The organism is Streptomyces sp. NPDC048278, assembly GCF_040652195.1.
Classification (GTDB): Bacteria; Actinomycetota; Actinomycetes; order Streptomycetales; family Streptomycetaceae; genus Streptomyces.
In genome coordinates, this window is record NZ_JBEZLP010000030.1 from 63,745 (window position 1) to 82,395 (window position 18,651).

15 protein-coding genes are annotated in these 18,651 nt (G+C 71.7%); 8 read left to right on the top strand and 7 right to left on the bottom strand.

Annotation, left to right across the window (positions count from 1 at the left end; genetic code table 11):
- The first annotated feature begins 10 nt into the window (after positions 1-10).
- Positions 11-673 carry a Tat pathway signal sequence domain protein gene (locus AB0D74_RS37605; RefSeq protein WP_362596986.1) on the top strand — a complete coding sequence of 221 codons (663 nt, stop codon included), beginning with the start codon at positions 11-13 and terminating at the stop codon, positions 671-673.
- A 176-nt stretch (positions 674-849) separates the two neighbouring features.
- On the opposite strand, the gene AB0D74_RS37610 is transcribed toward AB0D74_RS37605, so the two are convergent.
- Genes AB0D74_RS37610 through AB0D74_RS37625 form a run of 4 tightly spaced genes read right to left on the bottom strand, consistent with a single transcriptional unit; the run spans position 850 to position 4,828 of the window.
- On the bottom strand, positions 850-1,446 hold the full coding sequence (locus AB0D74_RS37610) for a hypothetical protein (RefSeq protein WP_362596988.1): 597 nt from the start codon (positions 1,444-1,446) through the stop codon (positions 850-852).
- Complete coding sequence (locus AB0D74_RS37615; RefSeq protein WP_362596991.1) at positions 1,443-2,675, bottom strand: hypothetical protein; 1,233 nt, start codon at positions 2,673-2,675, stop codon at positions 1,443-1,445. The genes AB0D74_RS37610 and AB0D74_RS37615 overlap by 4 nt, the downstream gene beginning before the upstream one ends.
- A gap of 21 nt (positions 2,676-2,696) precedes the next feature.
- A complete protein-coding gene (locus AB0D74_RS37620) occupies positions 2,697-3,179 on the bottom strand; it encodes a hypothetical protein (RefSeq protein WP_362596994.1) in 483 nt (160 codons plus the stop codon).
- Positions 3,176-4,828 (bottom strand): hypothetical protein, encoded by a 1,653-nt coding sequence (locus AB0D74_RS37625; protein WP_362596997.1) that lies wholly within the window; start codon positions 4,826-4,828, stop codon positions 3,176-3,178. The genes AB0D74_RS37620 and AB0D74_RS37625 overlap by 4 nt, the downstream gene beginning before the upstream one ends.
- A gap of 148 nt (positions 4,829-4,976) precedes the next feature.
- On the opposite strand from AB0D74_RS37625, the gene AB0D74_RS37630 reads away from it, so the two are divergent.
- The 6 genes from AB0D74_RS37630 (at position 4,977) to AB0D74_RS37655 (ending at position 12,375) form a co-directional block, all read left to right on the top strand.
- Positions 4,977-6,317, top strand: coding sequence for a histidine kinase (locus tag AB0D74_RS37630; protein WP_362597000.1), 1,341 nt, complete (start codon positions 4,977-4,979; stop codon positions 6,315-6,317).
- Complete coding sequence (locus tag AB0D74_RS37635; protein ID WP_362597002.1) at positions 6,314-7,045, top strand: response regulator transcription factor; 732 nt, start codon at positions 6,314-6,316, stop codon at positions 7,043-7,045. The genes AB0D74_RS37630 and AB0D74_RS37635 overlap by 4 nt, the downstream gene beginning before the upstream one ends.
- A gap of 193 nt (positions 7,046-7,238) precedes the next feature.
- On the top strand, positions 7,239-8,765 hold the full coding sequence (locus AB0D74_RS37640) for an APC family permease (protein WP_362597005.1): 1,527 nt from the start codon (positions 7,239-7,241) through the stop codon (positions 8,763-8,765).
- A gap of 47 nt (positions 8,766-8,812) precedes the next feature.
- A complete protein-coding gene (locus AB0D74_RS37645; RefSeq protein WP_362597008.1) occupies positions 8,813-10,273 on the top strand; it encodes an aldehyde dehydrogenase family protein in 1,461 nt (486 codons plus the stop codon).
- Positions 10,274-10,446: 173 nt separating this feature from the next.
- Positions 10,447-11,409, top strand: coding sequence for an alpha/beta hydrolase (locus AB0D74_RS37650; RefSeq protein ID WP_362597011.1), 963 nt, complete (start codon positions 10,447-10,449; stop codon positions 11,407-11,409).
- Positions 11,410-11,460: 51 nt separating this feature from the next.
- Positions 11,461-12,375, top strand: coding sequence for a squalene/phytoene synthase family protein (locus tag AB0D74_RS37655; RefSeq protein WP_362597013.1), 915 nt, complete (start codon positions 11,461-11,463; stop codon positions 12,373-12,375).
- Here the strand turns inward: AB0D74_RS37655 and AB0D74_RS37660 are convergent.
- Together AB0D74_RS37660 and AB0D74_RS37665 are read right to left on the bottom strand one after the other, a co-directional pair.
- Entirely contained in the window at positions 12,366-14,285 is a 1,920-nt protein-coding gene (locus tag AB0D74_RS37660; RefSeq protein WP_362597016.1) for a glycoside hydrolase family 97 catalytic domain-containing protein, read from the bottom strand. The genes AB0D74_RS37655 and AB0D74_RS37660 overlap by 10 nt on opposite strands.
- A 25-nt stretch (positions 14,286-14,310) precedes the next feature.
- Complete coding sequence (locus AB0D74_RS37665; RefSeq protein ID WP_362597157.1) at positions 14,311-16,620, bottom strand: Tat pathway signal sequence domain protein; 2,310 nt, start codon at positions 16,618-16,620, stop codon at positions 14,311-14,313.
- A gap of 242 nt (positions 16,621-16,862) precedes the next feature.
- On the opposite strand from AB0D74_RS37665, the gene AB0D74_RS37670 reads away from it, so the two are divergent.
- Positions 16,863-17,525, top strand: a complete 663-nt coding sequence (locus AB0D74_RS37670; RefSeq protein ID WP_362597019.1) for a polysaccharide lyase family 7 protein — start codon at positions 16,863-16,865, stop codon at positions 17,523-17,525.
- A gap of 10 nt (positions 17,526-17,535) precedes the next feature.
- Here the strand turns inward: AB0D74_RS37670 and AB0D74_RS37675 are convergent, their stop codons facing one another.
- Entirely contained in the window at positions 17,536-18,504 is a 969-nt protein-coding gene (locus tag AB0D74_RS37675; RefSeq protein ID WP_362597022.1) for an RICIN domain-containing protein, read from the bottom strand.
- Positions 18,505-18,651: the final 147 nt, after the last annotated feature.

The following is an 18,651-nucleotide window of genomic DNA, read 5'->3' on the forward strand; positions in this document are numbered from 1 at the left end:
GGACTCCCGCATGCGCAGAATCGGTGTCTCCGCCTTAGCCGTCACCGCCGCCCTGTCCGCCCTGACCCTCCTTCCGGCCGCCTCGGTGTCGGCGGCCGGCTCCGTGCTCACCTACGGCAGCGCCGGCGGCAACGCGGTCTCCGTGGGCGACGTACTCACCGCGTCACTGGCCAGCGGCACCAAGGCCACCCTCGCCACGGCCAGCGGCGGCTCCAGCGGCATCACCTGCACCGCCTCGTCGCTGTCCGCAACGGTGACGTCGAACCCCGCCGCCCCGGGCACCGCGACCGAGTCCGCGACCGCCCAGACCTTCAGCGGCTGCACCAGCAACGTCCTCGGCGTCACCGGCGTGCAGAGCGTCACCGTCAACAACCTGCCCTACACCACGTCCGCGGCCTCGGGCGGCGCCGTGACCGTGACCCCGGCCTCGGGCAGCACCATCCAGACCACGGTGGTCCTCTCCACCCTGCTGGGCACCGTCAACTGCGTCTACCGGGCGTCCGGTCTCTCCGCGGTGAGCTCCAACACCGCCAACAGCCTGACCTTCACCAACCAGGCCTTCACCAAGTCGTCCGGTTCGTCCCTGTGCGCGGCAAGCGGATACTTCACAGCCGCCTACGCACCGGTCGTCGACAGCAGCGTCAGCGGCTCCCCGGCCGTGTACACCAACTGACCGATGCCCGACAGCAGGGGCTGACACCCAGCCCGGCGGTCCGGCCGGCCGCTCCTGTGACGGCCGGCCGGACCGGCGAGGGTGCGGCTGCACCCTCGCCGGTCCGCGCACACGCCCTTCGAGCACCAACCGACGCGCGGCCGTGGGCAGCGGTGCGTGCTACGGGGATCTGCTCGTCAGTGGGTCATCGCCGCGATGCGGCGGCCCGGGCGGTGGCGGCGCCAGGCCACGGTGAGCAGGGCGATCAGGCCGCCGACAGGCGGCAGCGTGCAGACGGTCCAGCTCAGCGCGTACGGCGGGCCGGGCTGGGAGAGGACGGGGATGTTCTTCAGCGCGCCCGTTCCGGTGCCCTGGGAGCCGTTGATGGTGAAGGTGAAGTTCCAGGTGCCGGCGGTGGACAGCGACTGGACGTCCAGGCCCCAGACCGACAGCTTGCGCGGGTGCCGTGCCAGTTGACCGCCCATGCCTCCGGCGTCCCCTCCCCCGCCGCCCGGACCGCTCATGCCGTTCTTCTGGCCGGCAAGGCTCATGGAGAGGGTGCCGGACCTGCCCTTGATGCCTCCGTCGGGGGCGAAGGTGAAGTCCAGGGACTGGTTGGCGCGCAGGGGCCACTTGGAGAAGCCGACCGTCAGGTTGTACGGGCCCACCTTCACCTTCTCGGTGTGGACGATGTCGACCGGCGCGTATGCCTGGGCGGACGGGGCCGAGACGAAGAGCATGCCCGCCGTCGCGAAGAGAGCGAGGACAAGGGCGCGGGCGCGGTGCGTGTTCATCGGGTCAGGCTGTCTTCCTGGTCGGTGACGGTGGCGTTGAGCCGCAGCAGAACGGCGAAGCGGGAGCCGAGGTAGCCGGCCAGTGCGCCGATCAGCAGCCCGAGAACGGCGTCGGTGAGGAACGTGCTCGCGGAGGTGCCGGACTGGCCCATCGGACCGCCGCCACCGCCGCCGCCACCGCCGCCTCCACCTCCGCCGCCGCCTCCGCTGACCAGGGAGGTCTGGAGGAGCATCGAAAGGCTGACCAGTACACCGCCGACCGCGCCGACGGCCTGCGGCATCCAGCGGCCCGACCAGTTCTGCCTGCGGCCGAGCAGGAGCAGGGCCTCGATCACGACGGCCACGCCGAGCATGAACATGGGGATGCCGGAGGGCAGTACGGGCGCCGCGTTCATGAGGTTGTCGCGCAGCGGCAGCCCGACGTAGCCGGCGTACCACTTGGCCGCCCACGGCGAGAACCACCACAGGAACAGCTGCATGACACCGAGCACTGCCGCGATGGCCGCCGCGATGCCCCGGCGACGCAGGGTCAGCGCCCCCGTGATCAGCAGGCAGACGGAGAAGAAGATGTTGCCCGCGAGCTGCGGGTCGACGGTCTGGGACACCCCCTGGAACGCGTAGGTGGTGAGGGGGCAGAAGGTGATCAGCACCGGGGTGCTGACGACCAGGCCGATCCGTCCCCACAGCTGCTCCCGGGCGGCGGCGAAGACGGTGATGCTGCCGACCATGGTCAGGCTGATGGAGATGAACAGCGCCACGTGCGGCGGGGAGTTGAGCACGGCGTCGAAGCCGTACAGGGAGTGCCACCACAGGTCGACCAGGCCGTACATCAGGAACAGTGCGGCGCCGGTGCCGGCGATGAGATAGCCGAGGGGTGCGGTGAACGTGCCGCCGAACACCCGGACCGGCGCCCCGCCCACGGCCCGGTCGGTAGCGCGTCCGGCGCGCTGCGCGAAGGTGGAGCGCAGCACCATCACCAGGCCGGCGACACCGGCGAGGGCGCTGCCGGAGTACAGCAGCAGGTGGGAGAGGGTGAAGAAGGTGTCCGGGCCGACGTCGACATGCCACTCGATGTCCCAGCTGATGCCGATCAGCGAGGTCAGCGTGCCGGCCAGCACGGTGAAGGCGGCGACGGGGCCGGCCCGGTCCGCGTGCGGCCGGGGCGGGTTGCCGGGTGGTGACGGTTCGTCGGGGGCGACGGTGAGTGTGGATTCGGGGACGGCGTCCATCGGCAATGCCTTTCAGCGGGGTCAGCGAGTGAGGGTGAGCGGGAAAACGAGGTGGTCGTCGCGGCCTTGGCCGTCGATGTCGATGTCGATGTCGACGAGGAACTCCCAGCGGCCGGTCATCATCAGCGGCAGGGAGGCGACCTGGTAGCGGTCGTTCGCGGTCCGCACGGCGGTGTGGTCGGGCACCGCGTGGCCCGCCGTCGGCAGCACGGCCGAGACGGTCACGACCGTCGCCGCTCCGGTCGTCCCGATCCCCTCGCGCGGTGTGAGGCGTACCTCGACCGCCGTCGTGCCGGTCTTCGGTGAGGCGATCGTCAGGGTCACCACGTCGTGGGCGGTACCGCCGGTGAGGGTCGTACCGCCCGATGAGGAGCCGGACGAGGAGCCGGTCGTACCCGACGGCAGCATCAGGCGCAGCGCCAGCACGGTGAACAGGACGGTGGCCAGAAGGACCGCGCCCATCCGGAAGCGTCGGCGGCGGGACGATGACCTGGGCCCGCTCATCGGGTCGTCTCCGTGGCGGCGTCGGTGACGTGCAGCAGGTAGGGGACGGTGATGATCGTGTCGTCGCGCTCGGCCTGGATCCAGATCCGGTAGTCACCGGCGGTCGGGAAGGTGTAGACGAAGGAGACGTCGGGCCCGTAGGCGGCGACCGTCTCGTCGGCGGTGCTGTCGCCGTTGACGGAGGTCAGGCCGCTCATCGAGCTCATGTCGCCGGAGCTCATGGCCATGCCCGGCATGTCGTCGGCGACGGAGCCCATGGAGTGCGAGTGCGCCCAGACCTCGGCGTTCTGTGTCTCCGCGCCCAGCGCCGCGGTCCTCGACCTGAGCGGGCCGACGACGATCATGTGACCGAGCATGCCGAGCCACGGCTGGAGAGTCGCCGAGTCGCCGATCCGAGCGGTCAGGACAGCCGCCTTGCCTGCGACGAGCGACGACGCCGTCGTGCGGACGCGGATCCCGTCGACCGTCCGGGTGCCGGTCCCCACCTGCGTCGGCAAGCTGCTGGAGGCCGCCTTCGTCGAGCCGGTCGCATCGATGCCGGTCGCGTCGATGCCGGTCGCGTCGATGCCGGTCGCGGAGCGGACCTCCTGGACGCCGCCGCCACGGCGGGCGAACTCGGCGGAGACCGCGTAGTGGCCGGCCTCGGGCAGCGGCAGCTCCACCTCGAAGGTGCCGTACCCGGTCATGACCGGGTGCAGGTGGTACAGCTGCCCCGAGGGGCCGACGACCAACAGGTGCACCAATGCCCCGTCGTGGACGACGAGGTCGTCGACGGCCAGGCCCGTCGAGGCGTCGGTCAGCTTCAGCGTCAGGGTGTCGGTCTCGCCCGCGCGGGCCGTTGAGGAGGTCAGCAGCATGGTGGCGGGCGGGCGCGAGTAGTCGGCTGTCTGCTGGACGACCGAGGTGTACGGGTTGCCGACACCGTCGATCGTGGCGTCCACCTGGGCTCCCTGGGACACCGGCAGCGGCAGGTCGGAGGAGAGGACGGCGCCGGTGACCGCCACGGCGAGGCAGGCGAGCACGCCGCCGGACGGCACGAACGTCCACCAGCCGCGCCGCACGCGTACGGCCACGACGACGGTGACCAGCATGAGGGCGCCGGCGCCGATGAAACCGACGTAGACCGCCTTCTCCGCCGGTGAGGTGGTCGTCTTCGAGACGACGAAGGGGATCTTCGCGGTGTGCCCGGATCCGTCGTCGAGCGTCAGTTCCCAGGGGCCGACCTCGTCGACGTCCATCTGGGCGGAGTAGGAGCCGGGGGTGCTGCCCAGCTTCACGACGGCCGAGTCGGCGGTCGTACCGGATGCCCTGCCCTTCGACGCGGACGTCGAGACGCCGGTGGGTGTCACCGCGAGCTCGATCCGGCCGGCGGCCGTGCCCCTGTGTGTGATCACGTCCACGTGCAGCGGACCCGGCACTCCGGTGATCCGGCGCAGGACGACGGTCAGTTCCCGGTCGCCGAGCGTCTGGGCCACCTGTACGTCGTTGCCGGTGGACGCGGAGTCCGCGGTGGCCGCCGGGCTCGACATCAGCAGCAGGAGCACGGCGCACACCAGGACGGAGAGCATGGTCCGCAGGCGGCGTCGGTGGGGGTGGTGGGTACGCGGGCGGGTGGGGCGCGCCGTCGTACGAGGGGGCGTGTCGTTCATGGTCGGGCCAAGCTATGGCGGCGGCGCGCCGGTGTCGTCACGGTGACAGGGGAGGTTCCCTCCCCCGGACGGGGGACCCGCCCAAGGCCGTGACCAGGCATCATGGGTCGTCCAAGGCGTCCGTGGCGCGGAGGAGAGGAGGACTGCCTTGCCCGAGAGCGAGGGGCGTGAAGCACGCGGCACGCGCCGAGCGGCGTCCGTCAGCGCCCGCGACGTCAGCACACACGACGTCAGCACACGCGACGTCCGCACACGCGACGTCAGCACACACGACGTCAGCACACACGACGTCAGCACACGCGACGTCCGCACACGCGACGTCCGCGGATCGCTGACCCGGCAGTCGCTCCTGGTCGCCGCGACCACCCTGGTCGTGGACTGCCTCGGCTTTCTCCTCGCCGGTGAATCCCACCCGCTGACGGCGTGGCACTGGGTGGTCCTCGCGGCCGTCGTCGTGGTCGACGCCGCCCTGGCCACCCCGCCACGGCTGTCGGGAGCCGTGGCCGTCGCCCAGGCGGTCGTCGCGGTCGGCGGCAGCGTCCTGCTGCCCGGTCACGGTCCGCTGCCCCAGCTCAACAACGCGGGCATGCTGGTCTCCGCCTACCGGGCGGGCGCCTGGCTGGACCGGGGGCCCGCCGTGGCGTCCCTGCTCTGCCTGGCGACCGGGATCGTCGGGGGGCAGCTGCTCGGCGGCGAGCACTTCGGGCACGGGGGAATCCTGCTCGGCGCCCTGGGCGATGCCCTGCTGCCCTGGCTGGTCGGGCGGTACACCACCGCGCGCCGCGCCTACATCGCCGAACTGGAGCAGCGCTCCGAGCGGGAGCGGCACGAGCGGCAGCAGGCCCTGGCCGAGGCCATCGCCGAGGAACGCAGCAGCATCGCCCGTGATCTGCACGACGTCATCTCCCACCACGTCAGCGCCATCAGCATGCACGCGGGGGTCGCCCGGCTGCGGGCCGGGGCGGCGCCGGACGGCGTCGACGTCACCGAGTCGCTGACCGCGGTGGAGACGTCCAGCCGGGCGGCCATGGTCGACCTGCGGCGCCTGCTGGACTTCCTGCACGGCGCCCCCGCCGGGGAGGACAGCCAGCCGGGCCTGGACAACCTCTCCGGGCTCCTCGACACCGTCCGTGCCGTAGGTCTGAAGACCCGGGTGACCGTGCACGGCGTGCCGCCCCGGCTGCCGGAGTCCCTGGACATCGCCGCGTACCGGGTGGTGCAGGAGATGCTCACCAACGCCCTGCGGCACGGGGCCGGCGGGGTCGCCGAGGTCGAGCTGCGCTACTCCCCCGCCGCCCTCACCGTCACCACGGCCAACCCCCTCCCCGTCGGAACGCGCGGCCGGCCCGACTCCCCGCACCGCGGCCTCCAGGGCATCCGCAGCCGCGCCGCCCTCTTCCACGGCTCCGTCACCTACGGCCCCACGCCCGACGGCACCGCCTGGACCACCACCGTCACCTTCCCGCTCGACCCCCTGGATCCGTCATGACCTTGCGCGTCCTGGTCGCCGACGACCACGCCATGTTCCGCTCCGGCCTGCGCGCGGTCCTGGACAGCCAGCCCGACCTGGAGTGCGTGGCCGAGGCCTCCGACGGCCGCAGCGCGGTGAGCGAGGTGCGCCGGCTCCGCCCCGACGTCGCCATCCTCGACATCCGCATGCCCCTGCTGGACGGTCTGCGCGCCACCGAGACGATCCTGGCCGACCCGCAGAACACCACCAGGGTCATCCTGCTGACCACCTACGACCAGGACGCCTACGTCCACCGCGCCCTGCGCGCCGGAGCCAGCGGCTTCCTGCTCAAGAGCCTCCCTCCGGAGGAGCTCATCGCCGCCGGCCGGGTCGCCGCCCGCGGTGACGCCCTCATCGACCCCTCGGTGACCCGGCGGCTCCTGACCCGGCTCGCCGAAGGGGTCGCGCCGCCGGCCGTCCCCGCCGGCCTGGACGAGCTCACCTCGCGGGAGCACGACGTGCTGCTGCTGATCGCCGAGGCCTGCACCAACGCCGAGATCGCCGACCGCCTCGGCATCGGCGACGAGACCGTGAAGAGCCATGTCTCCCGCATCCTCACCAAACTCCACCTCCGCGACCGCGTCCAGGCGGTCGCCTACGCCCACCTCCACGGCCTCGTCAAACCGCCCCCGACACCGCCCGACCCGTCTTCCGACCCCACGAGCCGTGCCCGGAGCCGGCGCAGGCGCGGCCCTGGCGGGCCGTAGAACCGAACGACCCGGCGCCTGATCGACGCCGGGTACGGGAAGCGGGTGATCCGGTCCTCGGTTTCCGGGAGATTTCCGGCGGCTATGAGTGCCGGGAGCGATGGTCACGACTTGGGTCCGAGCGGTTGTGCGGTTGTGCGGTGCCGTGGACCATGGCCGAATCGCGCCCCTCACGAGCACGCTGGAGCTCCCGGTGACCGCTGCCCCCCTCGCACCCGAGCCGGTCGACGCGCCGGCCGCCGCCCGGGTGGAGCGGCAGAAGCTGCGCAAGCACTTCGGCCGCTTCGACATCCTGTTCTTCCTGCTGTGCACCATCGTCGGCGTGGACACCATCGGCGCCGTGGCCTCCTCCGGTGCCGAGGCGTTCACCTGGCTGATCGTGCTGGCCGTGGTGTTCTTCGTGCCGTCCGCGCTGCTGATCGCCGAGCTCGGGGCGGCCTTCCCCGACGAGGGCGGCCCCTACATCTGGACCAGCCGGGCCTTCGGGCGGCTGGCCGGTGCCGTCAACAACTTCCTGTACTGGATCACCAACCCGGTGTGGCTGGGCGGCACCCTCGCCGTCTCCGCGGTCACGGCGTACACCACCTTCTTCAACGACGGGAAGGAGCTGGGCACCGCCGCCTTCTACGTCTTCACCGTCGTCTTCGTCTGGGTGGGCGTGCTCGCCGCGATCCTCTCCTTCGACATCGGCAAGTGGATCCCGACCATCGGCGCCTGGAGCCGGTTCGTGCTGCTCGGCCTGTTCACCGTCACGGTGGTGGTGTACGGGATCCAGCACGGGCTGCACGGCTTCGGCATCGGTGACTTCTCGCCCACCTACGCGGGATTCGTCGGCCTGGTACCGGTGCTGATGTTCAACTACGTCGGTTTCGAGCTGCCCAACACGGCCGGCGACGAGATGACGAACGCGCAGAAGGACGTCCCCTACGGCATCTTCCGCAGCGCCGTCCTCTCCGTCCTCCTCTACGCGCTGCCGATCCTCGGCATCCTGCTCGTGCTGCCGGTGAAGGCGATCACCGGTCTCGGCGGTTTCGTGGACGCGATCCGGCAGGTCTTCACGGTGTACGGCGGGCACGTCGCCGCCGACGGCACGCCCACGCTCAGCGGCTTCGGCACCGTGCTCGGCGACCTGGCCGCGGTCATGTTCATCCTCACGGTGCTGTCCTCGGGCGTCACCTGGATCATGGGCTCGGACCGCGCCCTGGCCGTCTCCGGCTACGACGGCGCCGCGCCCCGCTTCCTCGGCGTGATCTCCAGCCGGTTCGGCACCCCGGTCCGGGTGAACATCCTCAGCGGCCTGGTCTCCACCGGCGTCCTGGTCCTGGCCCACCAGCTGACCAACGGCAGCGCGGCCAAGCTCTTCGGCGCGGTCCTCGGCCTGGCCGTGTCGACCACCCTCGTCAGCTACCTGGGCATCTTCCCCGCGCTGCCGTTCCTGCGCCGCAAGTACCCGGACACGCCCCGCCCGTACCGGGCCCCGTTCCCCTGGGTCGTCAGCGGGGTCCTCACGCTGCTGATCCTCTTCGCCAGCGTGCAGCTGGTCGCGCCCGGTGCCGGCGACCACTGGTTCGGCGCCGACTACGCGCCGGACGGCTGGACCCACGCCGAGCGCGGGAAGTACCTGCTCACGGAGCTGATCCCGCTCGTCGGGTTCATGCTCCTCGGTGTCCTGTTCTGGGCGCTGGGGCGGCCCACCCGGGTGGCGGCCGTCGAGAAGTAGAGCGCGAATGCTTGAACCATAAACATGCGGTGCCTACGGTTGCGCCCATGCCCCTCATTCGCGAACTTCTGATCGGCGGCAAGGACGTCCCCGCGTTGTCCGGCCGCACCACCGAGGACATCGCCCCCTACACCGGCGAGGTCTACGCCACGGTCGCCGCGGCCGGGCCCGAGGACGTGACCCGTGCCGTGGACGCCGCCGACGCGGCCTTCGAGGCGTGGGCCGCGCTCGCCCCCTTCGCCCGCCGCGCGATCTTCCTGAAGGCCGCCGACCTGCTGGAGTCCCGCGCGGAGCAGGTCGCCGACCTGATGGCCCAGGAGGTCGGCGGCACCCGGCCGTGGGCCGGCTTCAACGTGGGTCTCGCCGCGAACATCCTGCGCGAGGCCGGGGCCGCGATCACCGCGCCGCGGGGTGAGGTGCTCAGCGCCCAGGAGGAGGGCGCGCTGGGGCTCGCGGTACGGGAGCCGCTCGGGGTGGTGGCGGCGTTCGCGCCGTGGAACGCCCCGGTCATCCTCGGCGTCCGGGCGGTCGCGGCGCCGCTCGCCGCCGGCAACACGGTCGTCGTCAAGCCCAGCGAGGACGCGCCGATCGCCTGCGGGCTGCTGGTCGCGGACGTGCTGCGCGAGGCCGGCCTGCCCGACGGGGTGCTGAACGTGGTCACCAACGCCCGTGAGGACGCGGCCGGGATCGCGGAGGCGCTGATCGCCGACCCCCGGGTGCGGGCGGTGAACTTCACCGGCTCCACCGGCGTCGGCCGGATCATCGGCACCCACGCGGCACGGCACCTCAAGCCGGCCGTGCTGGAGCTGGGCGGCAAGAACGCGGTGCTCGTCCTCGCGGACGCCGACGTGGACTACGCGGTGGACGCCGTCGCCTTCAGCATGTTCATGAACTCCGGGCAGATCTGCATGTCGGGCGACCGCATCCTCGTCCACGATTCCCTCGCCGAGGAGTTCACCCGCAAGCTCAGTGCCAAGGTCGCCGCCCTTCCGTCCGGTGATCCGGGCGACCCGCGCACGGTGGTGGGCCCGCTGGTCACCGCCTCCGCCGCGGAGCGCGTGGCCGGGCTGGTGGCGGACGCGGTCGGCAAGGGCGCCACCGTGCTCACCGGGGGCGGCCGGCCGGAGGGCGCGGTGCATCCGGCGACCGTCCTCGCCGACGTCCCCAAGGACGCCGAGCTGTACCACGCGGAGGCCTTCGGACCGCTCGGCGTCGTCGAGACGTTCGCCGACGACGCCACCGCGATCGCCCTCGCCAACGACACGGACAACGGGCTGACCTGCGGCATCATCACCGAGAACGCGACGCACGGGCTGGCGGTCGCGCGCCGGATCCGTACCGGGATCGTCCACATCAACGACCAGTCCGTGGCCGACGAGCCGCAGGCCCCCTTCGGCGGGGTCAAGGCCTCCGGGTACGGCCGGTTCGGCGGCCGGTGGGGCATCGAGGCGTTCTCCAACACCCGCTGGGTGACCCTCGCGACCCGGCAGGCGCACTACCCGTTCTGAGCACGGCGGAGCCCGGCCGACCCGGGTCACAGCGGGTCGGTCCGGCTCCCGTCCGAGCGGGTCGGGGTGCATGCGTTGCGGGTCGGGGTGCACGCGTTCAGGGTGCAGCCGACGAGGGCTCCGGAGCCGGTCAGGACGGGTGGCCGAAGATCGTTGCGCGTACGCTCGTGCACATGGTTCAGCATCGAATGGTCGACGTGAACGGGATCCGGCTGCACATCGCCGAGGAGGGCTCCGGCCCGCTGGTCGTGCTGCTGCACGGCTTCCCCGAGTCCTGGCACTCCTGGCAGCACCAGTTCGGCCCGCTGGCCGCGGCCGGCTTCCACGTGGTCGCCCCCGACCAGCGCGGGTACGGCAGCAGCGACCACCCCGCGGACGTCGGGGCGTACAGCATCTTCCACCTGGTCGGTGACGTCGTCGGGCTGATCCGGGAGCTGGGCGAGGAACGGGCGTTCGTCGTCGGGCACGACTGGGGCGCGCCGGTCGCCTGGCACACCGCGCTGTTCCGCCCCGACCTGGTGCGCGGGGTGGCCGGGCTGAGCGTGCCGCCGCCGTTCCGCGGGGCGCAGCCGCCGCTGGAGACGATGGACCGGAGGTTCGGCGGGCGCTTCTACTGGAACTACTTCAACCGCCCGGGTGTCGCCGACGCCGAGTTCGGCCGCGACCCGCGCACCACGTTGCGGAAGTTCTTCACCATGGCGTCCGGGGAGGGCGCGGGCACCGGTGAGGTCCGCCAGCCGCTGGTCGACCCCGAGCGCGGCTGGCTCGCGGACATGCCGGATCCGCAGACCCTGCCGGGGTGGTTCACCGAGGCGGACCTCGACGTGCTCACCGAGAGCTTCGCCCACGGCTTCACCGGCGCCCTCAACTGGTACCGCAACCTCGATCGCAACTGGGAACTGACCGCCCCCTGGCAGGGCGCCGTCGTCACCCCGCCCGCGCTGTACGTCTACGGCGACCGCGACCTGGTCCCGGCGTTCCCCGGCACACCCGAACTCATCGCCCGGCTGCCCGAGTTGATGCCCAACCTGGTGCGCGAGCCGCTGGAGCTGGCGGGCTGCGGGCACTGGACCCAGCAGGAGCGGCCGGACGAGGTGAACGCGGCGCTGCTGGACTTCCTCACGTCCCTTGCCTGAGCGCCTCGGGGGCCGGGCTCCGCCGTCCGGACGTACCTCTACGATCTCATCGTGAGCGCGTGGAACAAGACCCTGACCGCGGCGGGCATCACGGACCCGGAACTGCGCCTGGACTACGGCGTCCAGCGGCGGGCGGTGCGGCAGTACCGGCGCAGCGCCTATCTGGCCTGCCGGGTGCTGCTGCCGCCCGCCGTGCTGCCCCATGTGGTGGCCGCGACCGCCGTGATGCACCACGGGGACACGCTCCTGGACAGCGGCCCGAAGCCGGAGCGGGCGGTGGCCTGGGCCGCCTGGGAACGGCGGGTGCGCACCGCGCTGGAGACCGGGACCGGTGACGACCCGCTGATCCGCACCCTGCTGCACACCGTCTCCGCCTACCCGCGGCACCGGGCGGCCGTCGAGTCGTATCTGGCCACCGCCGCCGCGGAGTTGGCGTTCGAGGGCTTCGCCACCGAGACCGACTACCAGGCCTATGTGGACGCTTACTCGCTGCCCGCCTTCCTGCCGATCGCCGGGCTGCTGGGGCCGGAGAGCGACACCGACGGACGGTTCCGGGCGGGTTGCCGCACCCTCATCGACGGCAGCCAGCGACTGGACTTCGTCAACGACCTCGCCGAGGACCTGCGGGAGGGACATGTGGGCATCCCGGCGGAGACCTTGAAGCGTTTCTCCGTCACGGTGGAGGACCTGGCGGCGGGCCGGGCCTCCGCCGGGCTGCGTTCCCTGGTGGAGCACGAGGTCGAGCGGGCCCGGACCGATCTGCGGTCGGGGCGGGAGGTGCTGCCGCTCATGCCGGCGCCGCACCGGCCGATGGTGAGCGCCCTCATCGAGATCGAGCTGATGACCGCCGAGGCGGTACTGGCCCGCGGCACGGGGGTGCTGCGGGGTTCGGCGTCACCGTCCACGGCGGGCACCCTGAGGCTGTTGCTCGGTGCCCGCCGGGCGGCGGTGCGCGCTCAGCGGTAGCAGGTGGTGATGCCCGGGTGCCAGCGGCAGGCGATCCCGGCGAAGCCGCCGTTGTCGACGACGTCGATGCTCAACTCGGCGCCGCCGCGCAGGACTTGGCTGTCCTGGACGAGACCGTCGGCGCCATCGGCGCCATCGGCGCCATCCTTGATTGTCTGCACCAGCCACCGGCCCGGGCCGACGGTCAGGGGCACGGTGGCGGTGTGGGCGGCACCGGCGTAGACCCCGCCGAGGAACCAGCGGTCCCCGCTGCGGCGGGCGAGCACGGCCTCCTGCCCGGGGCTGCCGGCCAGCAGCCGGGTGTCGTCCCAGGCGGCGGGCTCCTGGTCCAGGAAGGCCCGGGCCAGGGGCCGTTGGTCGTACGACTCGGGGGTGCCCGCGAACATCTGGAGCCCCGACTCGTAGGCGACGGTGAGCCCGACCTCGGCCGCGTCCGAGTTCGGGCGCATCCCGACGCGCTGGAAACCGCCCGGGGTGAAGTCCATGGAGCCGATGACGTTGCGGGTGAAGGGCAGGGTCGTGAGGTGGGCGGCGGTGTTGGTGCGCTTCTCCTCGCCGCCGACGGCCTCCATGCTCATCACCTGGGGCCAGGTGCGCTGGATGCCCTTGGGCAGAGTCGCGCCGTGGAAGTCGACCATGAGGTGGTGCGCGGCGGTCTCCGGGAGGATGGCGTCGTACCACTGGAGCATGGACTGGGCCTCGGAGTTCATGAAGTCGATCTTGACGCCCTTGACGCCCCAGCGTTCCAGGGTGGGCAGCCACTGGGCGCGTTCCTCGGGGGTGTCGAGGTCGCGCTGGTGGATCCAGACGACGATGCCGACGCCCTTGGCCCTTGCGTAGTCGACGAGTTGGGGCATCCAGCTGTCGGTCTGCCAGTCGGGGTCGGTGGTGTCCCACGCGTCGGTCTTGAAGTACCAGCCGGCGTCGACGGCCTCGTAGGGCCAGTGCCGCTCGGCCGCGTAGTCGACGTACGCCTTCTGCGCGTCGAGGCTCTGGCCCGCGGTGCGACCGCCGGCCAGCCAGGTCCAGAGCACGGTGCCGGGGCGGATCCAGGAGGTGTCGGCGACCCTGGAGGCGGGGGCGAGGTCGTCGGTGAAGGTGGACCGGGTGACGGTGGCGAGGTCGCCGGTGATCATCGCCCGCCAGGGGGTGGTCAGGGACCCGTCGGTGTGGACCTGGCTGTCGGCGAGCCGGACGCGGTACGTGCCGGTGCCCTGGGTGTGGGCGAGCCGGGCGCCGGAGTAGCCGCCGGTGAGGTCGGACTCGGCGAGCAGCGTGTACCCGCCGTCGGTGGCGAAGAGGGCCTGGTCCGAGTACTCGCCGGTGGGGGCGGTCGCGGCGGTGTACTGGTTGAACTGGCCCTCGTTGTCGACCCGGTAGGTGCTGAGCCAGGCGCCCGCGTCGGCCGGCAGGTTGAACGCGGAGGTCTCGCCGAGGACGTCGCCGTACCCGGCGGGCAGCACGTACCGGTAGGCGATGCCGTCGGCGGCGGCGCGCACCACGAGGTCGAGGCGGGCGCCGGCGGCGGTGGCGAAGGAGAGCCGGGTCTCGTTCATGCGTACCCGGCGGTCCAGGCGCTTGCCGGACTTCGCCCGGTAGTGCTCCTCGACCGTGCGGTCCTTGCGGTGCAGGAAGCGCAACCCCTGGGAGAGGTCGGCCTGTTGGGTGAGGATGCCGACGGGCGACGGCTCGATGACCGTGCGGCCGTCGCGGGTGACCGCGAGGCTGAGGGTGCCGGTGGTGTCGTCGAGGGCTATCCGGGCGCGGGGCGCGTGCGCCGCCTCGGTCACGGTCCAGGTGTGCGGCTTCGGCTGCTCGGCCCGTGCGGGCCCGGTCGCGGTCGCGAGGAGGGTGGCCGCCAGCCCGGTACAGAGCGCGGCGGCCATGGTTCTGGTGCGGGGAACGGCCATGAGAACGCTGCCTTCCGGTCGGTGGTTACGGCAGTCCCCACGCCGCGCCCGGTTCGCTGACGGCGACGGGGGCGACGACGAGGTCGGGGCGGGAGCCGGAGTACACGAGGACCTCACGGTCGCGGGGCAGGTCGATGGCGAGGGTGCCGTCGCCGAGGTCGTGGGTGCGGGCCGGGGTGCCGTCGTCGAGCAGGACGGTGAGCCGGCCGGTCAGGCCGTGCCGGAGCCTCAGCGGCTCGCCGGCCAGGCTGCGGATCCGGATGAAGCGGGTGCTGCCGGCCTTCCGCACCGCGCTGACCAGGAAGGCGCCCTGGGTGCGGAAGTCGTGCAGGGTGAGGTCGGCCCAGGCGGTCGGGACGGCCGGGAAGACGCGGATGACCCCGCCCCAGCTCTGGCAGAACATGTCGTGCAGGGACTGCGAGGCGGACAGCGGGGTCTCGATGACCGGACCGGCCTCGGTGTAGTGGGTGTTGGCCCGGCAGGGGTAGCGGGTCGTGGGGTCGAAGAACTTCCGCAGGTAGCCGATGGCGGTGTCGCCGTCGCCGGTCATCGCGTACATCGAGGCGGCACCGGTGTAGCTGTAGCCGCGGTGGGCTCCGGTCAGCGCGTGCCAGCGGACCACGGACTTCGTGATCAGGTCGCGGTTCTCGGGCTGGTCCCAGTTGACGAGGTACAGCGGGTACACCATCAGCAGGTGCGAGTAGTGGCGGTGGGACTGGTCGTACGGGGTGTCGCCGCCGATCATGAAGCCGTTGGCGTCGACCGGGTACGGGGTGAGGCGGGCCAGGATCTCCTGCCAGCGTGGCTTCAACTCGTCGTCGACGCCGAGCAGTTCGGCGGAGTCGAGGAGGGTCTGGCAGCCCCAGCGGATCAGCGCGAGGTCGTAGTTGGTGTCCTGCGGCGGGACGACCGGGTACTCGGGCGAGAGGGTGCTCGGCAGGTGCAGCCTGCCGTCGCTGCCCGGGGTGAGGAAGTGCCAGTAGTAGTTGATCGTGCGGCGCAGCAGGGGGTAGATCGTGTCGCGCAGCAGGGACTTGTCCATGGAGTGGCGGTAGGACAGCCAGACGTTGTGCAGGGCCCAGGTGAGGTCGCCGGTCTCGGCGCCGGTGCCGGGGCGTCCCACCTCGCGGTTGGTGAACATGTCGGAGCTGCGGCCGATGCCGGAGCTGTCCGTGCGGTAGGCGGCGGGCACGTTGGCGGTGAGCTGTTCCTGGTTCTGGCGCAGGGTGGTGGCGAGGGAGTCCAGTTCCGGGTGATTGAAGGCGTGGATCAGCCAGTATTCGAGCTGGACGTTGAGGTTCCACCAGACGGCGGGCCAGGGGGTGGGTTCCAGCCAGGGCCCGGAGGTGGCCATGACCGGGCCGTCGGCGCGGCTGGCGGAGGCGACCTTGTAGAGCTGGATCCAGTGGAAGCTCTGCAGACGCTGGTCGGGGAACGAGACGAAGCTCTTGCGGTAGAAGGCGTGCCACCAGCGGGTGTGGCGTCGCCTGAGTGTGCTGTATGACACAGCACTTCGCAGGTGCCGCCGGGAGTCCGCCTCGGCGGCGCTGTCCGAGGGGAAGCTGTGCCCGACGCTCAGCAGCAGGTCGTCGCCGCTGCGGCGGTAGGAGGTGGCCGTCTGGCCGCCGCCGGTGAGAGGTTGGAGGACCTGCTCGGTGCCGTCGGCCGTGGTCCCGGTGGTCCAGGGCGGGTTGGCGGTGTAGCCGGCGGGCGGCGCCTCCTGGATCTTGCGCGGGCTGATGGCCTCCTCGGGGTGGAAGGTCCAGGTGACGCGTTCGCCGCCGGAGGCGGTGGCGCGGACGGCGAGGACCTCGTCGTGGATGAGGGCGGCGAGGGTGAGGGTGCCGGCGGTGGTGGTGACGGTGCCGGTGAGCTCGGCGTTCCACAGGCTGAGGCGCCAGTCGACGGCGGTGATGGTGCCGACCGGTTCGAGGGTGAGGTGTCCGACGGGCAGCCGGGCGGTGCCCCAGCCGCTGCCGAACTCCGGGCGGTGGTCCTGGACCCGGCCGTGCTGGACGGTCAGGCGGATCTGGTTGGCGCCCGGCTCCTGGTAGATCATGCTGCCGAGCAGCCCGTCGCCGAGGAACGGCCCCTCGTACCAGAGGGCCGGGAGCCTGGTCCACAGCAGGTCCTGGCCGCGCAGGAAACGCTCCCACGCGCCGTCGGTGGTCATGGTGTTGCGCAGTTTCCAGGGCTGTCGGGCTCCCTGGGCGGCCGGTTCCGTGGACGCCGCGTGGGCGGTTCCGGGCAGGGTCACGGCCGCCGCTCCGCCGAGGGCGGTGCCGAGCACGGCTCTGCGGGGTACCGGCCAACGTTGCTCCGGGTGCGAGGTCATCATCGTCCTCCAGACCTGACGGATCATCGATACATCGGGTGTATCGGGGAACCTAGGGACCCGGCTTGCACCTGTCAATATCCCCAACACGGCGACGATCACGCCGAGTTGGGTCGCCAGATGGGCTTGAGCTCTGCGTTCACATCAATAACCTTGACCCAAGTCCTTGACTCCTCCGATGTATTGGAGTTGCCTGCGGTCGCGTCACCCTCTCGCGACTCCTCCGCAGGAAAGGACAGTCGATGAACCGGAGATCCTTCTTACAGGCCGGCACCGGGGCTCTGGTCGCCCTTCCGCTGACCGATGCCGTGGCCGCCGCGGCCACCACCCCGACCGACGGGTGGACGCAGACCTCGTTCACCTACAGCTGGCAGAAGCCCTGGAACCTCGATCTGAGCGACCGGCACAGCTCCAGCGGTGGCGTCGAGCGGATGTGGGTGTACGCCACAGACGAGCCGTTCGAGGAGGGCAGCGACACCGACCCGCGCACGGAGATGCGCTGGAAGGTCGACTACAGCACGGGCGACCACATGTGGGACGCCGACGTCTATCTGCCGTCCGGCACCGACGGCGCGACGTTCGTGCAGATCCTGCGGAGCGTCCATCCCTCGGGCACCCCGGCCACGGACATCATGCTCGACGTCTACGACACCGGCGGCGGTACCGTGCGGCGCTACGACGGCACAGTGCTCAGGACGGACGCGTACGACACCTGGTTCAACGTCAAGATCGCCCATCAGGCGAGCACCGGGACCGGGACCGTCAAGGTCTACCTGGACGACTCCCTCGCCCTGACCGTCGACGACCGGGGCCCGGCGACCCGCTACTTCAAGAACGGCGTCTACAACCACGGTTCCGGCCGTGCGGAGGCCCGTTTCCGCAACCTCCGCTACTGGACCAGATGACCGGTCGAGGTCAGCCCTTGTGCCACTTCTGGTTGGGGGTGCCGGAGCAGGTCCACAGCTGGAGCTTGGTGCCGTTGGCCGTGGCGTTGTCGGTGGCGTCGACGCACTTGTCGGCCAGGGCGCTGACCAGGTCGCCCTGCGCGCTGAGGTAGAACAGCTGGGCGCGGTTGCCGCTGCACCTGGCGACCTGGATCGCGGTGCCGTTGACGGTGTTGCCCCAGGCCAGGTCCATGCACAGGCCGAGCGAGCGGATGGTGCCGTCGGACTGGAAGACCCACTTCTGCTTGGCGGCGCCCGAGCAGTCCAGGATCTCCAGCCGGGTGCCGTCCCCGCCCGCGCCGGTGACGTCGACGCACCGGCCGGATCCGGTGCCGACGAGTTTCACGCCGGGGACGGTGGGAGCCTTCGTGCCGCTGCTTCCCGACGTGGAACCGCCGGACGAGGACGTGCCCGACGAGGAGGACTTGGAACCGCCGGACTTCGAACCGGACGACGTGGAGCCGGAGTTCGAGCCCGAGCCCGAGGCCGAGTCCGAGCCCGAGTTCGAACCGGAGCCGACGGAGCCGCCTCCCGACTGCCGGCCGGTCGAACCCGTGCCCGTGCCGCCGGCCGACCCGGAACCCCCCGAGGTGGTCTTCCCGGGCTTGTGGGAGGGGGTGTGCGAGGGCGTCGGGGACGAGGAAGGCGACGGGGACACGGACTCGCCGACGCCGGACAGGGGCGTCGGCTCCCCCGCCGCCACCACGGAGGCCGGGGTGGTGTCCGGGTCGGGGAAGAGGTCCACCCGGCTCAGCAGCGGTACGGCAAGGGCCACGACGACGGTGAGCCCGGCCGCCGCGCCGACGGTCGCCCATACCCGCACGCCCGGCACCAGCCCGCGGCGGGGCATGGCGGGACGGCGGGCGAAGGTGTCGCCGAAACGTCCCGCCGGGGTACCGGGCCGTTCCGCCGAGGGCCGGGGTTTGCGAAGGGGCGGCACGTCGTCTCCTGAAGGTCTGGGGAAGGTCTCGGAACGCCCGGAACAGGTGGGGCACAGGAACAGTAACCACGGCACGACGCCGATCCGCCCACCCGTCCACGAAGATCCCGCCGAACGTCACCTTCCGTACACCTAAGCGGAGTTGTC

What these genes read in the sequence shown, in the direction of transcription:
- AB0D74_RS37605 (WP_362596986.1), top strand. Translation starts at nt 11, where the DNA reads ATGCGCAGAATCGGTGTCTCCGCCTTAGCCGTCACCGCCGCCCTGTCC.
- AB0D74_RS37610 (WP_362596988.1), bottom strand. Translation starts at nt 1,446, where the DNA reads ATGAACACGCACCGCGCCCGCGCCCTTGTCCTCGCTCTCTTCGCGACG.
- AB0D74_RS37615 (WP_362596991.1), bottom strand. Translation starts at nt 2,675, where the DNA reads ATGGACGCCGTCCCCGAATCCACACTCACCGTCGCCCCCGACGAACCG.
- AB0D74_RS37620 (WP_362596994.1), bottom strand. Translation starts at nt 3,179, where the DNA reads ATGAGCGGGCCCAGGTCATCGTCCCGCCGCCGACGCTTCCGGATGGGC.
- AB0D74_RS37625 (WP_362596997.1), bottom strand. Translation starts at nt 4,828, where the DNA reads ATGAACGACACGCCCCCTCGTACGACGGCGCGCCCCACCCGCCCGCGT.
- AB0D74_RS37635 (WP_362597002.1), top strand. Translation starts at nt 6,314, where the DNA reads ATGACCTTGCGCGTCCTGGTCGCCGACGACCACGCCATGTTCCGCTCC.
- AB0D74_RS37645 (WP_362597008.1), top strand. Translation starts at nt 8,813, where the DNA reads ATGCCCCTCATTCGCGAACTTCTGATCGGCGGCAAGGACGTCCCCGCG.
- AB0D74_RS37650 (WP_362597011.1), top strand. Translation starts at nt 10,447, where the DNA reads ATGGTTCAGCATCGAATGGTCGACGTGAACGGGATCCGGCTGCACATC.
- AB0D74_RS37660 (WP_362597016.1), bottom strand. Translation starts at nt 14,285, where the DNA reads ATGGCCGTTCCCCGCACCAGAACCATGGCCGCCGCGCTCTGTACCGGG.
- AB0D74_RS37665 (WP_362597157.1), bottom strand. Translation starts at nt 16,620, where the DNA reads ATGACCTCGCACCCGGAGCAACGTTGGCCGGTACCCCGCAGAGCCGTG.
- AB0D74_RS37670 (WP_362597019.1), top strand. Translation starts at nt 16,863, where the DNA reads ATGAACCGGAGATCCTTCTTACAGGCCGGCACCGGGGCTCTGGTCGCC.